The organism is Hymenobacter humi (assembly GCF_042665855.1).
In the GTDB taxonomy this organism is placed as follows: domain Bacteria; phylum Bacteroidota; class Bacteroidia; order Cytophagales; family Hymenobacteraceae; genus Hymenobacter; species Hymenobacter humi.
On sequence record NZ_JBHTEK010000001.1, the window covers coordinates 4,426,307 to 4,441,560 of the forward strand.

General features: G+C 60.9%; 13 protein-coding genes, 1 other RNA gene and 3 pseudogenes. 2 read left to right on the forward strand and 15 right to left on the reverse strand.

Annotated features, from left to right (window positions below):
* Positions 1–420 precede the first annotated feature (420 nt).
* Positions 421–2,442: a DNA polymerase III subunit gamma/tau gene (locus tag ACFQT0_RS25070; protein WP_380205729.1), complete on the reverse strand. Its 2,022-nt coding sequence runs from the start codon at positions 2,440–2,442 to the stop codon at positions 421–423.
* Between the two features lie 368 nt (positions 2,443–2,810).
* Between ACFQT0_RS25070 and ssrA the strand changes: the two genes are divergently transcribed.
* Positions 2,811–3,182: a transfer-messenger RNA gene (gene ssrA, locus ACFQT0_RS25075) on the forward strand.
* Between the two features lie 185 nt (positions 3,183–3,367).
* Positions 3,368–3,766, forward strand: coding sequence for a YybH family protein (locus ACFQT0_RS25080; protein WP_380205730.1), 399 nt, complete (start codon positions 3,368–3,370; stop codon positions 3,764–3,766).
* Between the two features lie 142 nt (positions 3,767–3,908).
* Here ACFQT0_RS25080 and ACFQT0_RS25085 read toward each other — a convergent pair whose 3' ends face one another.
* The 14 genes and pseudogenes from ACFQT0_RS25085 to ACFQT0_RS25150 all read right to left on the reverse strand — a co-directional run bounded on the left by ACFQT0_RS25085 (position 3,909) and on the right by ACFQT0_RS25150 (position 14,996).
* Positions 3,909–4,292: a DUF3037 domain-containing protein gene (locus ACFQT0_RS25085; protein ID WP_380205731.1), complete on the reverse strand. Its 384-nt coding sequence runs from the start codon at positions 4,290–4,292 to the stop codon at positions 3,909–3,911.
* Positions 4,270–5,062, reverse strand: a pseudogene (locus tag ACFQT0_RS25090) (HipA family kinase). Before ACFQT0_RS25090 ends, ACFQT0_RS25085 begins: the two are co-directional and overlap by 23 nt.
* A 399-nt stretch (positions 5,063–5,461) precedes the next feature.
* A pseudogene (locus ACFQT0_RS25095) lies at positions 5,462–8,018 on the reverse strand (DUF5916 domain-containing protein).
* Between the two features lie 182 nt (positions 8,019–8,200).
* Positions 8,201–8,944 carry a hypothetical protein gene (locus ACFQT0_RS25100; protein ID WP_380205732.1) on the reverse strand — a complete coding sequence of 248 codons (744 nt, stop codon included), beginning with the start codon at positions 8,942–8,944 and terminating at the stop codon, positions 8,201–8,203.
* A gap of 188 nt (positions 8,945–9,132) precedes the next feature.
* Entirely contained in the window at positions 9,133–9,741 is a 609-nt protein-coding gene (locus tag ACFQT0_RS25105) for a DUF4097 family beta strand repeat-containing protein (protein WP_380205733.1), read from the reverse strand.
* A 314-nt stretch (positions 9,742–10,055) separates the two neighbouring features.
* Entirely contained in the window at positions 10,056–10,670 is a 615-nt protein-coding gene (locus ACFQT0_RS25110) for a HEAT repeat domain-containing protein (protein WP_380206188.1), read from the reverse strand.
* A gap of 70 nt (positions 10,671–10,740) precedes the next feature.
* Positions 10,741–10,857, reverse strand: a pseudogene (locus ACFQT0_RS25115) (zf-HC2 domain-containing protein); the annotation flags it as partial.
* A gap of 3 nt (positions 10,858–10,860) precedes the next feature.
* Positions 10,861–11,064, reverse strand: coding sequence for an RNA polymerase sigma factor (locus ACFQT0_RS25120; RefSeq protein WP_380205734.1), 204 nt, complete (start codon positions 11,062–11,064; stop codon positions 10,861–10,863).
* Complete coding sequence (locus tag ACFQT0_RS25125; RefSeq protein ID WP_380205735.1) at positions 11,055–11,414, reverse strand: RNA polymerase sigma factor; 360 nt, start codon at positions 11,412–11,414, stop codon at positions 11,055–11,057. Before ACFQT0_RS25125 ends, ACFQT0_RS25120 begins: the two co-directional genes overlap by 10 nt.
* A 407-nt stretch (positions 11,415–11,821) precedes the next feature.
* Positions 11,822–12,685, reverse strand: a complete 864-nt coding sequence (locus ACFQT0_RS25130) for a DUF4097 family beta strand repeat-containing protein (protein WP_380205736.1) — start codon at positions 12,683–12,685, stop codon at positions 11,822–11,824.
* Between the two features lie 17 nt (positions 12,686–12,702).
* Positions 12,703–13,533, reverse strand: coding sequence for a DUF4097 family beta strand repeat-containing protein (locus tag ACFQT0_RS25135; protein ID WP_380205737.1), 831 nt, complete (start codon positions 13,531–13,533; stop codon positions 12,703–12,705).
* Positions 13,523–14,437 (reverse strand): HEAT repeat domain-containing protein, encoded by a 915-nt coding sequence (locus tag ACFQT0_RS25140; protein WP_380205738.1) that lies wholly within the window; start codon positions 14,435–14,437, stop codon positions 13,523–13,525. The genes ACFQT0_RS25135 and ACFQT0_RS25140 overlap by 11 nt, the downstream gene beginning before the upstream one ends.
* An 8-nt stretch (positions 14,438–14,445) precedes the next feature.
* Positions 14,446–14,697, reverse strand: a complete 252-nt coding sequence (locus ACFQT0_RS25145) for an RNA polymerase sigma factor (RefSeq protein WP_380205739.1) — start codon at positions 14,695–14,697, stop codon at positions 14,446–14,448.
* Positions 14,634–14,996, reverse strand: a complete 363-nt coding sequence (locus ACFQT0_RS25150; protein ID WP_380205740.1) for an RNA polymerase sigma factor — start codon at positions 14,994–14,996, stop codon at positions 14,634–14,636. Before ACFQT0_RS25150 ends, ACFQT0_RS25145 begins: the two co-directional genes overlap by 64 nt.
* Positions 14,997–15,254: the final 258 nt, after the last annotated feature.

Here is a 15,254-nt window from a genome sequence, read left to right on the forward strand (position 1 = left end):
GCTTCCCCAAACGTTTGCGGTTAAAACTGGGCCGGTTGAAATGGCCGCAATCCAAAGCTTCTTAGGAATCTAATTTACTATGCCTCCATCCCCTACCACCTGTCATGCTGAGCCTGCGAAGCATCTTCTCACGGCTCAACGACTCGTTCATCGGTGAGAAGATGCTTCGTTGCGCTCAGCATGACAGACGATTAGAGGGTTCTCGCTCGCAGTGAATATGCTCTGTTCTGCATTACAGATGATTACAGCCGAACTGTAGTCGGTGGACCGATGACGCCTCACTCCCGGCCCTCTCCTAGGAGAGAGGTGCGTTCAACGAAGCGGACGACTGGCTCCCCTCTCCCTCGGAGAGGGGCCGGGGTGAGGCCAATCGAGGACACGGATTTTGAATCCGCTCTAGCTTTCTGCTTGTCCCCTACCCTAGTAGTCGGCTTCCAGGCCCAGCCGCTGCTTCGCCTCGCGCAAGGCGGGAAACCGCTCGGCCAGGTACTCAAACTTGTCGGAGGTAGTGTAGAGCTTGCGGGCCGTGGGCGCAGCGGCGGTTACCACGGGCTGCACCGTGAGCCGGGGGTGACCCGTGCGGCGGCGCAGCTCCGCCAGAAACTCCACCCGCATTTCGTTGAACTGGTCCACTTGAATGGGGTTATCCACGCTCAGCTCAATGTTGTGCTCGGCGTTGGCCGTCACGGGGCGGTTCAGCACCCAGTATTCGCTCATGCGGTCCTGGGCGCGGCGCTCTTCGGCCAGCTCTTTCCACACCCGTTGCAGCAGGGCGGGGTCGATGGGGGCCACCGGGCCGCTGGTAAACTGGGGCTCGGCCACCGCGGAGGCCGCGGCCGGGCCGGCGGCCAGCTTGGTGCTCAGGTCCTTCAGGCTGGGCATCTTACTGGCCAGGCTGGGGATTTTGGCGAAGGCCGCGGCGGGCGTGGGGCGCGGGGTTGGCTCTATGCCCTCGAAGCTGGGCACGCCGATTTCGACGTGCGGCAGCGTATCGCGCATCTGGTGGCGCTCGGTGATGGCGGCAGTCGGGTCCGGCTCAATGCTGGGCGTGTCGTGCAGCTCATCAACGCCGCTTTCCACGGGCAGCGGCTCGGGGCCGTCGGCCGGAGGCGCGACCCGGCCGGCCGGCAACGCCTCAAATTCCGGCAATTCTTCGGCTGCCGCAGCCGCGGGGCGAGCGGCTGGCGTGATGGCCGCTGGCGTAGCTACGGGCGCATACTGAGCCTGGCCATTAGCGTTACTGCTTTGAACTGGCGCGGGGTTGGGCGCCTGAGTTGAGCCACTTAGGCTACTAGTTTTTTTAGCCTCGCCGTTTCCGGCAGGACTTAGCTCGCGAACGAACTGCACGGCTCCGTTCAGGTAGGCCAGCTTCATGAGGGCCAGCTCCACGTGCAGGCGCTGGTTTTTGGCTTGCTTGAATTCCCGGTCGCACTGGCTGATGAGGTTCAGGGCAGAAAGCAGGAAGGCCAGCGGCGCGGCCTGGGCCTGCTGCACGTACTTCTGCTTGATGCCGTCGGACACTTCCAGCAGCTGCACGGTTACGGAGTCTTTGCACACGAGCAGGCCGCGCAGGTGCTCGGCGGTGCCCACCACGAAGTTGTGCAGGTCGAAGCCGTTCTGCATCACCTCATCGAGCAGCAGCAGCGCGGCCGAGAGGTTCTCGGTGAGCAGGCTGTCAATCAGCCGGAAGTAATAGTCGTAGTCGAGGATGTGCAGGTTTTGCACCACCTCTTTATATGTCAGGTTGTTGCCGCCGAAGGTGACCATCTGGTCAAACATCGACAGGGCGTCGCGCAGGCCACCATCGGCCTTCTGGGCCAGCAGGTGCAGGGCATCGTCTTCGGCCGTGATGCCTTCCTGGGTGGCCACGTAGCGCAGGTGCCCGCGCATGTCCTCTACCTTGATGCGGCTGAAGTCGAAAATCTGGCAGCGCGACAGAATGGTGGGGATAATCTTGTGCCGCTCGGTGGTGGCGAGGATGAAAATGGCGTAGCTCGGCGGCTCTTCCAGCGTCTTAAGAAAGGCGTTGAAGGCCGCGTTCGAGAGCATGTGCACCTCGTCGATGATGTAGATTTTGTACTTGCCGGCCTGCGGGGCGTAGCGCACCTGCTCCACCAGCGAGCGAATGTCCTCCACCGAGTTGTTCGAGGCCGCGTCGAGCTCGTGCACGTTGAACGAGGCGTTTTCCTGGAAAGCCACGCACGACGCGCAGGTGCCGCACGCCTCGGTATCTGCTGAGAGGTTGGTGCAGTTTATCGTCTTGGCCAGAATGCGGGCGCAGGTAGTTTTGCCCACCCCGCGCGGGCCGCAAAACAGGAACGCCTGGGCCAGGTGCTGGCTCTGAATGGCATTCTGCAGCGTGGTGGTGACGTGCTGCTGCCCCACCACGCTGCGAAACGTGGAAGGACGGTACTTGCGGGCCGAAACGACGAAATTATCCATAAGTTCTGTCTACAAAGTTACCCAAAAAAGGGCGGCTTTGGAAGCGGTTTCCGGCAGGAAAGCCGGGCCGTCAGGCGGCGGCTCTGATAACCAGAACGTCATATCGAGCGCGAATAAAAACGTCATGTCGAGCGCAGCCGAGACATCTCGCTCGCTTCGTTGAGCCGATTGAGTTACTACCACACGCGAGATGTCTCGGCTGCGCTCGACATGACGGGATTTTGGCTCAACGTAAGGTTCAGCTGCTTGCTTAAAGCAGCTGAACCTTACGAAACCTTCCCTCCTGCCCCGGCGTTTCTATTTCAACGCGTACCTTCGCGGCCCGCTGGGGCTGTAGAGGCCACTGCGGGACTCGTTCTTTACCATTTGGGGATGACCGGAATTGACAGCTTGCGCAAATTGCGGGTAAGCGTGCCAGAAGGTGATGGAAGCTCTTCTGTAAAAAAATCTATCAAAAAACAACCGGCGACTATTCGTACGCCATGGCTGCCTAGTTTAGAATTAGGTAATGTCATCGTTCCGCCCGGGTAAGTTTCTACACCTGGGAGTTCGGAGCGTCGTAAGTAGAAAATAGTCTTCGAGGAGCTGTGACTCGGGGGCGAAACTCCACTGCAGCTAGGGGAATTTCAAGGGCCTGACTGACGCCTGAAATTCCATGAAAATTCAAGTCTGGATACGCACGTAGAAAGCACGTTGATTTCCTTGTCTGGACCAGGGTTCGAATCCCTGCATCTCCACTTTAAACCCCGTTTGCGCAAGCAGGCGGGGTTTTTCGGTTTTAGCCCGGGCGGTTTTGGAGGAAACATGGCCGATGGCCGGCCCAAAGCTGCTGGAATTCAGAGGCTGTGCTTCATTAAATTGGTTTTTTGTGATATAAAATATCATTACATTGCCAAAATCAATTCCACCTTTTAACGCCTCTCCCATGCCCACGTTAGCCACCAGCATCAGCGACGAAATCCAGCGCAACAACGCCGCATTTGAAGCCCACTTTGAGCAGCGCGACGCCGCGGGCATCGCCGGCCTCTACACGCGCAACGGGGTTCTGCTCCCCACGGGCATGGAACCCATTGAGGGGCAGGCCGGTATTCAGGCCTTCTGGCAGGGCGCCATGGAAATGGGCATCAAGCGGGTGAAGCTGCACACCAACGAAGTAGAGCAGCTGACCGACACCGCCATTGAGCTGGGCAACTACACCCTGTTCGGCGCCCACGACCAGCAGCTGGACCAGGGCAAATACGTGGTGGTCTGGAAGCAGCAGCAGGGCCAGTGGAAACTCCACCAAGACATCTGGAACACCAGCCAGCCCGCGCCAACCAAATGAATTGAGCTAAATCCAGTTAGCATCAGCCGTGTAAAACACAAACGCGGCTCCTGAAGGAAGGCAAACTTCTTCGGGAGCCGCGTTCGGGTATGATGCAGCTTTGAATTGAGCCAAAAGCGGCCACTGCCTCGCTCCGCCCACTTCACTGCACCAGTTGAGCCAATAGCCGGGCCAGCGTTTCGGCCGCGTCGGTGCAGAGGCCGGGGTGCACGGGCGAGGTTTGCACCACGGTGCTGCGCGTGGCCGTGAGCCAGCGAAACCGCTCGGCAATGGACAGCTGGCCGATGGTGCCCCCGGCCGCGCGGCCCTGGCAGATGCGCTCGAAGGCCTGCAAGCGGGCGCCTACCTCAGTTAGGTCGAGGTCGGGCGCGATGAGGCGCAGCTTGGCCTCGGGCAGCTCGTGCCGGGTTTGCAGAAAGCCCAGCGACCGGCAGTACAAGATAACGCCGACGTTCAGAAACTCTTCGCGCTCGACGCGGGGCACCACGCGCAGCACGGCGTACTCAAATAAGTGCTTGTCGGGCATCCTGGGCTTCCTGAACAAAGGTTTCTGATGCCGCCAAGCGGGTTTGCAAGAAGCGGACGTAGGCGGCGCGCTGGTCTTCGGCTGAGGCGTCTTCGGTGGCCAGCCACTCGTCGGGCACCAGCGCCACGATGGCGCGCAGGCGCTCGGGGTGAGCTTGGCGCGGCTCGCGGCGTCTACCGCCGCCAGCTCGCTGGCCTGGGGCAGCAGCACATGGTCTTTCACCTGCGGAAACGGGCGGGGACGCGGCTGGGCCCAGTCGGGGCCGGCATGGTGCACGTAGAGCGCGGCACCGTGGTCGATGAGCCAGAGCTCCTTGTGCCACATCAGCAGGTTGGTGTTGCGGGCGGTGCGGTCCACGTTCAGGGTCAGGCAGTCGAGCCACACTATCTGGGACGCCACTCGGGCTCCACGGTGGTGACCAAAGCATCGAACGTAATAGCGCCGGAGAGGTAGTGCAGGGCCAGGTTGCGGCCGGTGCTGGCGCGCAGCAAATCCTGGATTTCCTCATCGGGCTCGGTGCGGCCGAAGGCTTCGTCAAGCTCGCAAAACACCAGCTCCGGCACGCGCAGGCCCAGCGCCCGGGCCAGCTCGCCAACGATGAGCTCCGCAATAAGGGCCTTGACGCCCTGCCCGGCTCCGCGGAACTTGAGCACGTAGAGGAAGTTGTCGTCGGCCTCTACCAGGGCCGGTAGGGAGCCGCCTTCGCGCAGTGGCGTCACGTAGCGCGTTACGGCCACGGTTCGAAGTTCTAGGGCACTGGTTGCCGGCATGTGGGAAAGGCAATGTTGCCGCGCAAAGGACGGACAATTCCCGGAATCTGGACAATAAAAGCGGTGGCTTGAGCTAAGTTGAGCACAACTCAAGTGGCTAAAGCTGCTTTTCCAGATTTGTTTTCACGGTCGCTTCTATTCGCACAATTTGCCAAACAATCGCCTGTCATGCTCATCTGGCGTCCGCCTGCGAAGCATCTCTACTGCGCAACAAATCCAATCGTCTGTCATGCTGAGGCACGAAGCATCTTCTCATGGCTCAACGATTCGTTCAATCGTGAGAAGATGCTTCGTGCCTCAGCATGACAGGCGATTGTTTGGATTACTACCACACGCGAGATGCCTCGGCTGCGCTCGGCATGACGTTCTGTTGGGCTTCAACAGGCCAGGCCCTGGCGGCTATTTCTTGCGCACTGTGAGGTAATCGAGGTAATACAGCACCTTCACCGACACTGAGTTATTGTGCGGCGTGTTGATGGTGTTGTTGAAATTATCGAAGTACAGGGGCGTGGCTTCCTCGGCTTGCAGATAAGTTGAGCCAGCGTTTTTCCAGACCACGCTCACCTGGGAGCCTGGCGCAAACCACCACGAGTACACGGCGTCGACATTGAAGGCGTTGTAGGTGTTGTCGCGGTTGCGCTCGTAGGTTACCGGCTTTTCTTCGCCGTTGGGCCCGAGGGTAGTGAAATCGGCATAGTGCACGTTGCTGATGTAGTGGCGCAGGCGCAGCGTAAACGACATGCGGTTGGTGAAGGTGTAGGCCGTTGATACGACGTTGGACACCGTCACCACGTCGCGCCGGCCCAGCAGGATGGTGCCCAGCAGCGGCTGGTCGAGCGGCTGGCTGGCATCGAGGCCGCCGTTGACGTAGCCGATTTGGTTGTCTTTGTAGCCCCAGTCCATGGTGTAGCGGAACGTGAGGTGGTCGTTGACGCGGTAGCGTGGGTAAAACCCAATGCCGTAGCCCATGCGGTTGGGCCGGCCGGGCACCCGCTCGTCGGCGGCGTAGCGCCGGATGCCGGCGTTGGCGTTCAGGGCCCATTTCTTGCGCGCGTCGGAGTTGAAGAAGCCGCTGAAATTGACGCTGGCCGGAATGCGCACGTAGTACTCGCCAAGCGGGTAGACGCGGGGCTCAAAAATCGTGCTGCACGGCATCGGCGTTCAGGTTGAAGCCGACTTGCAGGAAGCTTTTGGTGAAAGTGGTGTTGGCCCCGGAATAAAAGCTGACGCCTTGGTAAAGGGTGGGCCGGTACAGCAGGCTATGGCTCAGTCCGGCGTAGGTGAAGAGGTTGTTGACCTTCCAGAAGGGCTTGTATTTGCTGTAGCCCACGTCGAACCCCTGCGAGATGTTGTTGTTGCCGAACAGGATGCCCAGGTCGTTGGGGTTGTAGGTGTCGGACTCGATGCCATGGTTGAGGTTCCAGGTGAAGTTGCCGCTGATTTTGCTCACCCCCACCTGGTACTTGTAGCCGTCCTGGTCGTTGATTTGCTCGGTGGTGCCGAAGGCCGTGCCCCGGCGGCGCGAGTACACCACGCGGCCGTCCATGGCGTAGGAATTCTTCTTGTTGGCGAAGCGGAACAGGCCGCCGGTCACGTTGGCGTCGTAGGTCCGGCCGGCGCGGGTCACGTTGGTGTTGATGAGCGAAACGTAAGAGTTGTTCTTGAGGCTCTGGTCGAGCACCGCAATGTTGTAGTTCGAAAAGGGCTGGGTCAGCACCTCGCGCTCCTGCCCCGTTTCCTGGTTGCGGATGGTGGCGTACACGTCGTTGCTCAGGGCGTTGAACACGCCGATGCCCAGGCCCTTGCTGGTGCGGCCCGATATCTTGGTGGCGTTCAGCAGCGGCGTTTCGGCGGGGTTGCGCACAATCCGCTCGTTGGGTCCGGCGGCCACGTTGTAGAAGCCCACCGGGGTGGCCCCTACCCGGCGCGAGTAAAATAGATTGCCCTTGTTGAACAGCTCGGTGCCTTCGGTGAAGAAGGGCCGGTTTTCGTTGAACTGCACCTCAAACGGCGAGAGGTTGAGCACCTGGTTGTCGCTTTGCACCTGCCCAAAGTCGGGCACGAGCGTGGCGTCCAGCGTAAAGCTTTCGTTGATGCCCCACTTGATGTCGGCTCCGCCGTTGAAGCTCGTGGTGGTGCGCTTGGTGCCCTCGGCGTTCAGCGGGTTGTGGTTGACGTAGGCCGACACGTAGGGCGTGAGCGAGAGGCGCAGCGGCGGCTTGAGGTCGCGCAGGCCCGTGAGCTCGCCCCATTGGTTCACGAATCCGTCGACCTGGGGCTTCACTTCATTCCAGAAAAACTGCTGGTTTTCGCGCTTGCGCTGGCGGGCAAAGTTCAGGCCCCAGAGCTGCTCGGGTGCCCCGCTGAAGCGAATGGCCGAATACGGAATGCGCATTTCGGCCACCCAGTCGGTACCGCGCTGCGTGGCCTGGCTTTCCCACACGGCGTTCCAGTTGCCGTCTTCGCCCCCAGCCGGCGAGTAGCGCGCGTCGAGCTGCACGCCCGAGGCCGTAACGGTGAAATTGTAGCCGTTGAGCTGGTCGTGGTAGGTGTCGACAAACACGCTGAACAAGTCAGAATTGCCGAAGGAATCCCGCGCGGTGAGCTCCTTTAATATAGAGTCCTGCGAGATGTCGTGCATCACGGCGCCCACGTAAATGGCGGCATCGTCGTAGAGCACCCGCACTTCGGTGGCCAGCTTTTCGGGCACCCCGGGGTTGGGCCGCTGCTGAACGAAATTGGAAGCAATGGGCGCGCTCTGCCATACCGCCTCATCCAGCGCGCCGTCGATTTTCATGGCCTCGGTAATGCGTACGGCGCCCAGTTGGCGCTTGGGCCCGGCCGTGGCTGTGGGGGCTGCGGCGGGAGCCGGCGCCTGGGCCACGGCATTGGGCAAAACCAGACCAAGAAACCCGATAATTAGAAAGAAAGCGCGCAGAGAAAAGGTGCAGAACATAGCAGAAAGAAGTGTGAGTGATATAGATGCAAAACGGCGCGCACGGTTGCCCAGGCTTCCGGATAAACCCGAAATAATTTTAGCTCAATTTCAGCTTTACCCACTGACCTACAGGCAACAACGCATCTGCTGGCCGCCAGTGTGGCGCCATTTTGCCTGGAAACTCCCGCCCTGTGGAATGGTTACTTCCGCTTGCGGAAATACACGTCGTTGCTGATGGACTCGAGCTTGACGAGCGGGCCGCTGCCCTTGAGCGTGCCGTGCAACTGGTAGCCCACGATGGGGTTGTCCTTGTGGTTGCTGAAGGCGATGTCCTGGTCGGTATACACCTCGCCAGTAATGGTTTTGAGCGACAGCTCCGCGCCTTTGGTAGGCGGCCAGGCCACGTCCACAAACCCACTGATGGACTTGGCCTCAATGGCCCCGGTGAGGCCCGCAATGTCGATGTTGCCGCTGATGGTGTTCACGCGCACCACGGCGTCGGCCGGCACGGTGATTTCGTAGTTGATGTCGGCGCACACCTGGCTTACGTTCTTGCCGTCGCGGTCGCGCGCGCCGCCGTCTTTGCCGTGGGTGATGTACGTGTCGCCGTAATAGGAGCCGCCGCTGGGGCAGTCGCCGGGCTGGGCGTTGCGCAGCATTTCCTTGTCAAAGTCCGAGGTAAATTTCACCTCCTCGCCCGACTGCTCCATGGTAAGCAGCAGCGCGTCGTTGAGCTTATTTTGGTTGATGCTCACGGTAGCCCGTAGCGTCATTTTGCCGCTGGCCCCGCTCCGGATGCGGATGTTGCTGGCCTGGCGCAGGTTGAGGTACAGCCGCTGTCCCTTGGCCAGGTTCGCGGTTTTTTCAATGATTTTCTGGGCTGAAATCGACTGGACGCCGCTCGCGGCAAGAACCAGCAACAGGAAGAAAAGGAAGCGACGCATGATGCAGAAAGATTAAGGTGAAAGGCTGGTCTTGAAGGGATGTTGAGCTGAAAAAGAACGTCATGCTGAGCGCAGCCGAAGCATCTCGCCCGCTTCGTTGAGTGGCTTGATTACTACCACACGCGAGATGCTTCGGCCAGCTCAGCATGACGTTCCTTTTTGCAGACATTCTCTTTTACAGAGCTGATTTACTTGACTTTGCGGACAAAAATATCGCCGCTTACTGTCTTGAGCGACAGCACGGTGCCGCCGCCGTTGATGCTGCCATCGACCACCTGGCCGCCCACGTGGCGCATGTTGTCCTGGCCTTTGCCCAGGCTCAGGTCAAAGTCGGTGTAGACCTCGCCCGATACCGAGCGCATCTTCATCGTGGCCTTGGTGTTGGTGGGCATGCTGATGTCCACGTCGCCGCTCACGGTGGAAATGGAGCTGGGGCCCTGGCGCAGCGGCGCAAAGCGCACCTGAATGTCGCCGCTCACGGTGTTGGCCACCACGGGGCCCGTCACGTTGGTGAGCTTGATGTCGCCGGACTTCACGTTCAGCTCCAGGTCGCCGGTCACGTCGCGCACGGCCACGTCGCCACCGTTCCAGTTGGTTTGGTTGTACTGCACGGTGGAGTTGCGCGGCACCCGAATGACGTAGTTGGCGTCTTTGCGCGAGGCCCGCGCAATGCGCACGGTGTTGTCCTGCTGCGTCACCGACAAGCCGATTTTGGTGTTGTCCACGGCCGAGTTGTAGATGGGGCGCAGGCCCTCGGCCCGCTTGGGGGCCTCCTCGAAGCCGTCGCCTTTTATCACCAGGCTCGTTGCCGTCGATGCCTTCCACCGTCACGTCGCTGCCCTGCATGTCGATGATGATTTTGCGGTCTTTGCCGCCGAGCTTGGTTTTGTATTCCTGGGCGTGCCCGGTCTGGGCCGCCAGCATGCCCGCCAAAGCGAGTAAGATGAGCTTATTCATATGAGTAAAAAAATTAGGCAAGTGAGGTCCTGGCGGGGCGCCGGAAGCCGGCGCCCCGCTGCAGAAAACAGGTGAGAAAAGCGTGGAAAATCGAAGAGTCTAAATCAGTTTGCCGATGCCGGCTTCGGCCTGGGCCCGCACCACGGGCAGGGCATCAGGGCGCTTGGAGAGGCGCTCGAGCCTGCGGCACGGCCCGCCGCACCCGCATCGATACCACCATGTCTATCAGCGCAATCTGCACGTTGGGGTCGGTTTGTATGGCGAGGGAATTGGCCAGGCCTTCGCGCACCCGCGGGTCGTCGCGCAGCCGGTACAGGGCCTCGCAGGCGGCCAGGCGCACGTTAGGATTGGGGTCGAAATTGAGGGTATTGAGCAGCACCTGCACCGTGGGGTCGCCGGGCTCCGACTCTTTGCTGGAATTGGTCACCAGCTGAATCCGGTCGCTGGCCGACACATTGTTGTTTTTGTCGGCTAGGGCATTGCCCAAGGCGTAGTGCGTGTTTTTATCGGTGGCCGAAGTGGTGGTTGCCACGCCATCGGTGCTGCGACTACCCCAGGGCAGCTGCCGGCCCAGGAACACGCCGGCGGCAATCAGGACGATGCTGGCGGCCACCCGCATCCAGTTGTTGGCAATGGCCGTGGGCCACATCGACACCACTTTGGCCTCGGGCTGGGCGGGCGCGGCGGGCGCCGGAGCGGCGGGCTGCAGTTGGGCCTTCTGCTCCTCCAGCATGGCCATAAAGTTGGCGCGCAGGGCCGTGCGGGGCACTTCGGGCAGGGCCGCGTCCAGGTCGTCGGTGAGGGCGCGCAGGCTGGGCTACCTGCCGCTGGCAGCTGGGGCAGCTAGCCAGGTGGGCGGCCACGCGGTCGGCCTCGGCAGCGGGCAGGCTGTGCTCCACGTACGCCGGCAGCAGCGCTTCCAGCTCGTGGCAGGCAGAAATTTCGGGCGTTTTCATGGCTTAGTTGGCGAAATATATTTTGCGCAGGGCCTGCAGGGCGCGGTGGGCTTTCACGCGGGCCGCTTCGGCGGTACAGCCCAGCAGCTGCCCGATTTCTTCGTAGCCGAAGCCCTGGAAGCGGTTGAGCACCAGGATTTCGCGCTGCGGCGTGGGCAGCAGCGCCAGCGCCTCGTGCAGGTCGTCGGCGCAGGTGCTCACTCGCATTTGCGAGAAGGCCGCGCCGCGCAGGCCGCCTGTGCGCTCCACTTCTTCCACGTCCACATCGGCGGCGCGCAGCTTTCGCGGCGCTGCCAGTAGTCCGCGTGCACGTTGCGGGCCATCTGGTACACCCAGGCCTTGAAGGGCTGGGTGGGCTGGTAGCTGCTGCGATATTTAAGGATGCGCTCGAACACGGTCTGGGTGAGGTCTTCGCTGGTTTCGCGGTCGTTGGTGAGGCGGGTGAGGTAGTTGAACAGGGGCCCGTGGTACCGCTCGAACAAGGGCACGAGCTGGTCGAGGTCGTCGGCCTTCACAGCGGCCATCAGTTCTTCGTCGCTCGTACTCGTGGTGGTCACGGGTGGTATTTTGGGTTGGGATTGAAAGGAGTACCGGGCTTTGGGACATTCGTTACACGGTGGCCCAATTTTTTTCGCAAGGTCAGTATTGGGCTAGAAAATACCGTCATGCTGAGCGCAGCCGAAGCATCTCGCTCGCATCGTTGAGCCGCAGCTGGAGAACTTCACCCCCGGCCCCTCTCCCCAGGAGAGGAAAGCCTAACGGTTGATAGAAAAAATGAAAAGCCCCGACTCAATTGAGCCGGGGCTTTTCATTTAAAAGAATTGAGCTAAGCCTTGTGCCGTGGCTCCCCTCTCCTGGGGAGAGGGGCCGGGGGTGAGGTGCCGCCGAGCGAGATGCTTCGACTGCGCTCAGCATGACGTGCTTTTTGCCCGCTTTTGAGCCAGACTTCTACTCGGGCAGGTTTCTACTTCACCTTCCGCAGGTAGATGTTGCCGTTGAAGGTTTTCATCATCACTTCGGCGCCGCCGCCGTTCACCTTGCCATAGGTCCAGTCGTCGGTGCTGAGGCGGGTGAGGCCGCCCTGAGAAGAGCGGGTCACTTTGGCGGCGGTTTTATCCACGGCCACGTCAAAGTCGCTATACACTTCGCCGCGCTCCGATTTCATTTTCAGCGACGCTTTGGCATTGCGTGGAAATGTCACGTCGACCTTGCCATTCATTGTGGAAAAGGCCATCGGCGCACCCGCCGTCACGTTTTTGAAATTGGCAATCAGGTTGCCGTTCACGGTATTAGCCACGGCAGAGCCCGACACGTTGGTGAGCTGAATGCCGCCGTTCACATTCTGGATTTCCAACTGCCCGTTCACATTGTCAACGGTAATGTCCCCGTTGTTCACCGTGCTGATTTGCAGCGAGAAGTTCTGCGGCACCTTGATGGTAAGGTCCACGGGGTGGGCGTGGGATTCGGTCGAAATCTCTACGCGGTTGTTCTTTTCCTCCACGGTCAGGTTCAAGCCGCTCACCGACGAGAGGCGCTTCATGCCGCCGGGAGGGGTGGCTTCACTGCGCCGGCTGGCTTTGCCGGGGCGGGACGTAGCGTCAATCACCACTTCCTTACCGTTGTAGCCGGTCACGTGGATGAAGCCGTTCACGAGGCCCACTTCCAGGCTGCCGGGCTTGCCCGGCGAGCTCAGGGCCACGTTGAGGGTTTCTTTGGATTCTTTGGCGGCGTCTTGCGCCTGGCTCACCAGGGCCGAACCGAGGAAAAGCAGGGCCAGGGAAATCCGGCTCGCGGCTTGCGCGAGGGATAGTCGAAGGGAGGTATTCATTGCAGGGGTTGGATAAACTAGATTTTGGAGACTGTCACATCGCCGTTGAGGGTTTCGAAGCGGAAGTCGGGCCCGCCTTTGCCGATGCGCACGGCCGTGTCTTTCGACAGCTTGTAGACGGTGCCGCCGCCTTTGCCCTCCTGGTTTTTGGTGACTTTTACCGGCAGGATTTCCGCGTTCGGGAAGTCGGTGTAGAATTCGCCGTGCATGCTCTTGAAGTGCAGGTCGGCGCCCAGATTGGCGGGGTACTTCACCCGGATTTTGCCGTTGATGGTGTGGTAAGACGAGGCGCCCGACGGGTTGGCGGCGTAGGTGGCGTCGACGTTGCCGTTCACGGTGTGGGCCCGGGTGGTGCCTTTCACGTTGAGCAGGCTGATGCTGCCGTTCACGTTGCCCACGTTCAGCGGGCCGGTCACGTCCTTCACTTCCATCGAGCCGTTGTTCACCGTCGACACGCGCAGGTTCATGGCGTAGGGCACTTTCACCACAAAGTCGAACTCGTAGTGGTACTCAATGTCCCGGTGGTTCCAGGAGCGCTGGTTGTCGTTGTGCGGGCGGGAGTCGAAGGGCTCGGCCATGTACACCACCACGCTGTCGCCGCGCTGCGTGAAGCCCAGTTTCACTTCTTTCTTGCCCTGCTCCAGGGTGGCCGCGTCGTCGGAGCGGATGGTTTTGGTAGCTTCCACCACCACTTTGTTGCCGGCGTGGCCTTCCACCCTCACCGAGCCGAAGACGTTGTACAGGGCGAAGGTGCTGCGCGCGGCGTCGGCCGTGAGGGTGAATTCTTTACTGATTTTTTCGGTGGCCTCTTTGCTTTGGGCCCAGCAGGTGCTGGCGCTAGACAGCAAGAGTAGCAGCGCGCTCAGGCTGCGGCGAAGTGTAGGTCTGGTCATTGCGGGGAAGGGTTTGGGGCTCGGCGGGCCGGCCGGTTGAGAGGGTTTGGATGGTTTGTTCGATTTTGCTTTTCACCGACTGGTCGAGGTTTTCCTGCTTCAGCAGCTCGCGCAGCGGCTTCACCGAGCGGCGCTCCTGTAGCTGCACCATAGCATCGGCCAGAGCGGTTTGCACCAGCGGCGAGTCCTGGTGCCGGAGGGCCCGCACCAGCCCTTGGCGCACGGTGGGGTCCTGGGCCAGCGGGGTCAGGGCCTCGAGGGTAGCGAGGCGCACGTTCACGTTGGGGTCTTGGTTGAGGGTGGTCAGCAGGGCCTCTACTACCCGGGCGTCGGGGCCGTCGAGCTGTTTGGTGTAGCCCACGGCCCGCAGCCGCTCGGTGGCCGAGGGGTTTTCCATGAGGGCCAGCATCATCACCTGCCGCATGTCGTCGACCTGGGCGGCCAGGGCGGCAACCTTCTGCTGGTCGGCCGTGGCGGTGGGGGTGCGCTGGCCACTGAGCCAGTACCCGCCGATGAGGCCGACGCCGATGAGGCACAGGCTGTACACCAGGCGCAGCAGCGGCACCGGGATTTCCAGCGCCAGCCACCGCTGCCACAGGCCCTTGAGGGAATAGTCGGGCGCGGTGTCCACCGATTCCTTAAACGTGGCCAGCATGGCGTAGAAATCGGGCCGGATGTGTGGGCTGGGCTCCGGCACGGGCACCTTGCCCAGCGTTTGCCACACGCGCTCCACGGCTTGCAGCTCTTCGCGGCAGTTGGCGCACTCGGCCAGGTGGGCCGACAGGGTCACTTGCTCCGAGGCCGACAGCTGGCTGCTCAGGTAGTCAACCAGTTGCTCTTTGGTGCGTTCACAGTTCATAGCGTAGCTCAATTTTCGATGCGTAGATAAGCGGACTTCAATTCGTTCATGGCGCGGTGCACGCGCACTTTCACGGCGCCTTCGGTGGTGTTCAGCACCCGGGCTATCTCAGCGTACTTCATCTCCTGAAACCGGCTCAAGACCAGGATTTCGCGGTTTTCGGGACTGAGGCGGGCCAGGGCCTGGTGGAGCTGGGCTACTTCCTGGTCCTTTTCCAGGCCCTCGTCGGCGCGGCTGCCGCCACTGAGGTAGTCGGCCATGTCGGCCACGTCGGTGTGGTGGGCGGCGTGGCGGTTTTCTTCACGTAGTCGGCCAGCACGTTGCGGGCCAGGTGGTATATCCAGGTGCGGAACTCGCCGTCGCCGGTGAAAGTGTGGCGGTACTTGAGCATGCGGTAGAACACGTTCTGCACGAGGTCTTCGCTGGCATCGGCCCGCCCCAGCATGTGGTACAGAAAGCCAAAGAGCGGCCGGTGGTAGCGCTCAAAGAGCAGGCCCATTCGGTCCACGTCGCCGGCTTTCACCCGCAGCATCAAGGCATTGTCCGATAGCGAGTCCAAGCTGGTAAAGGTGCTTTTTGGTGGTATTTGATTGTGGACACCGTGCCAAATCGGGAAGGTTACAGGAAGGTGACAACTTTTTGGGTAACCGCCTAACCAGCAGCTCAACCACGAGCACCTTTCCACTTAACAACCAACGGAAAACAGGTAGCTAAACGGCTGTGCTTAAAATGATTAAATTGGATATTATTCCGCATTTTCGAAACCACAACCTCGCTACCGGCCGTAAAAGGCCCCCACAGCGCTCCACCATTATTT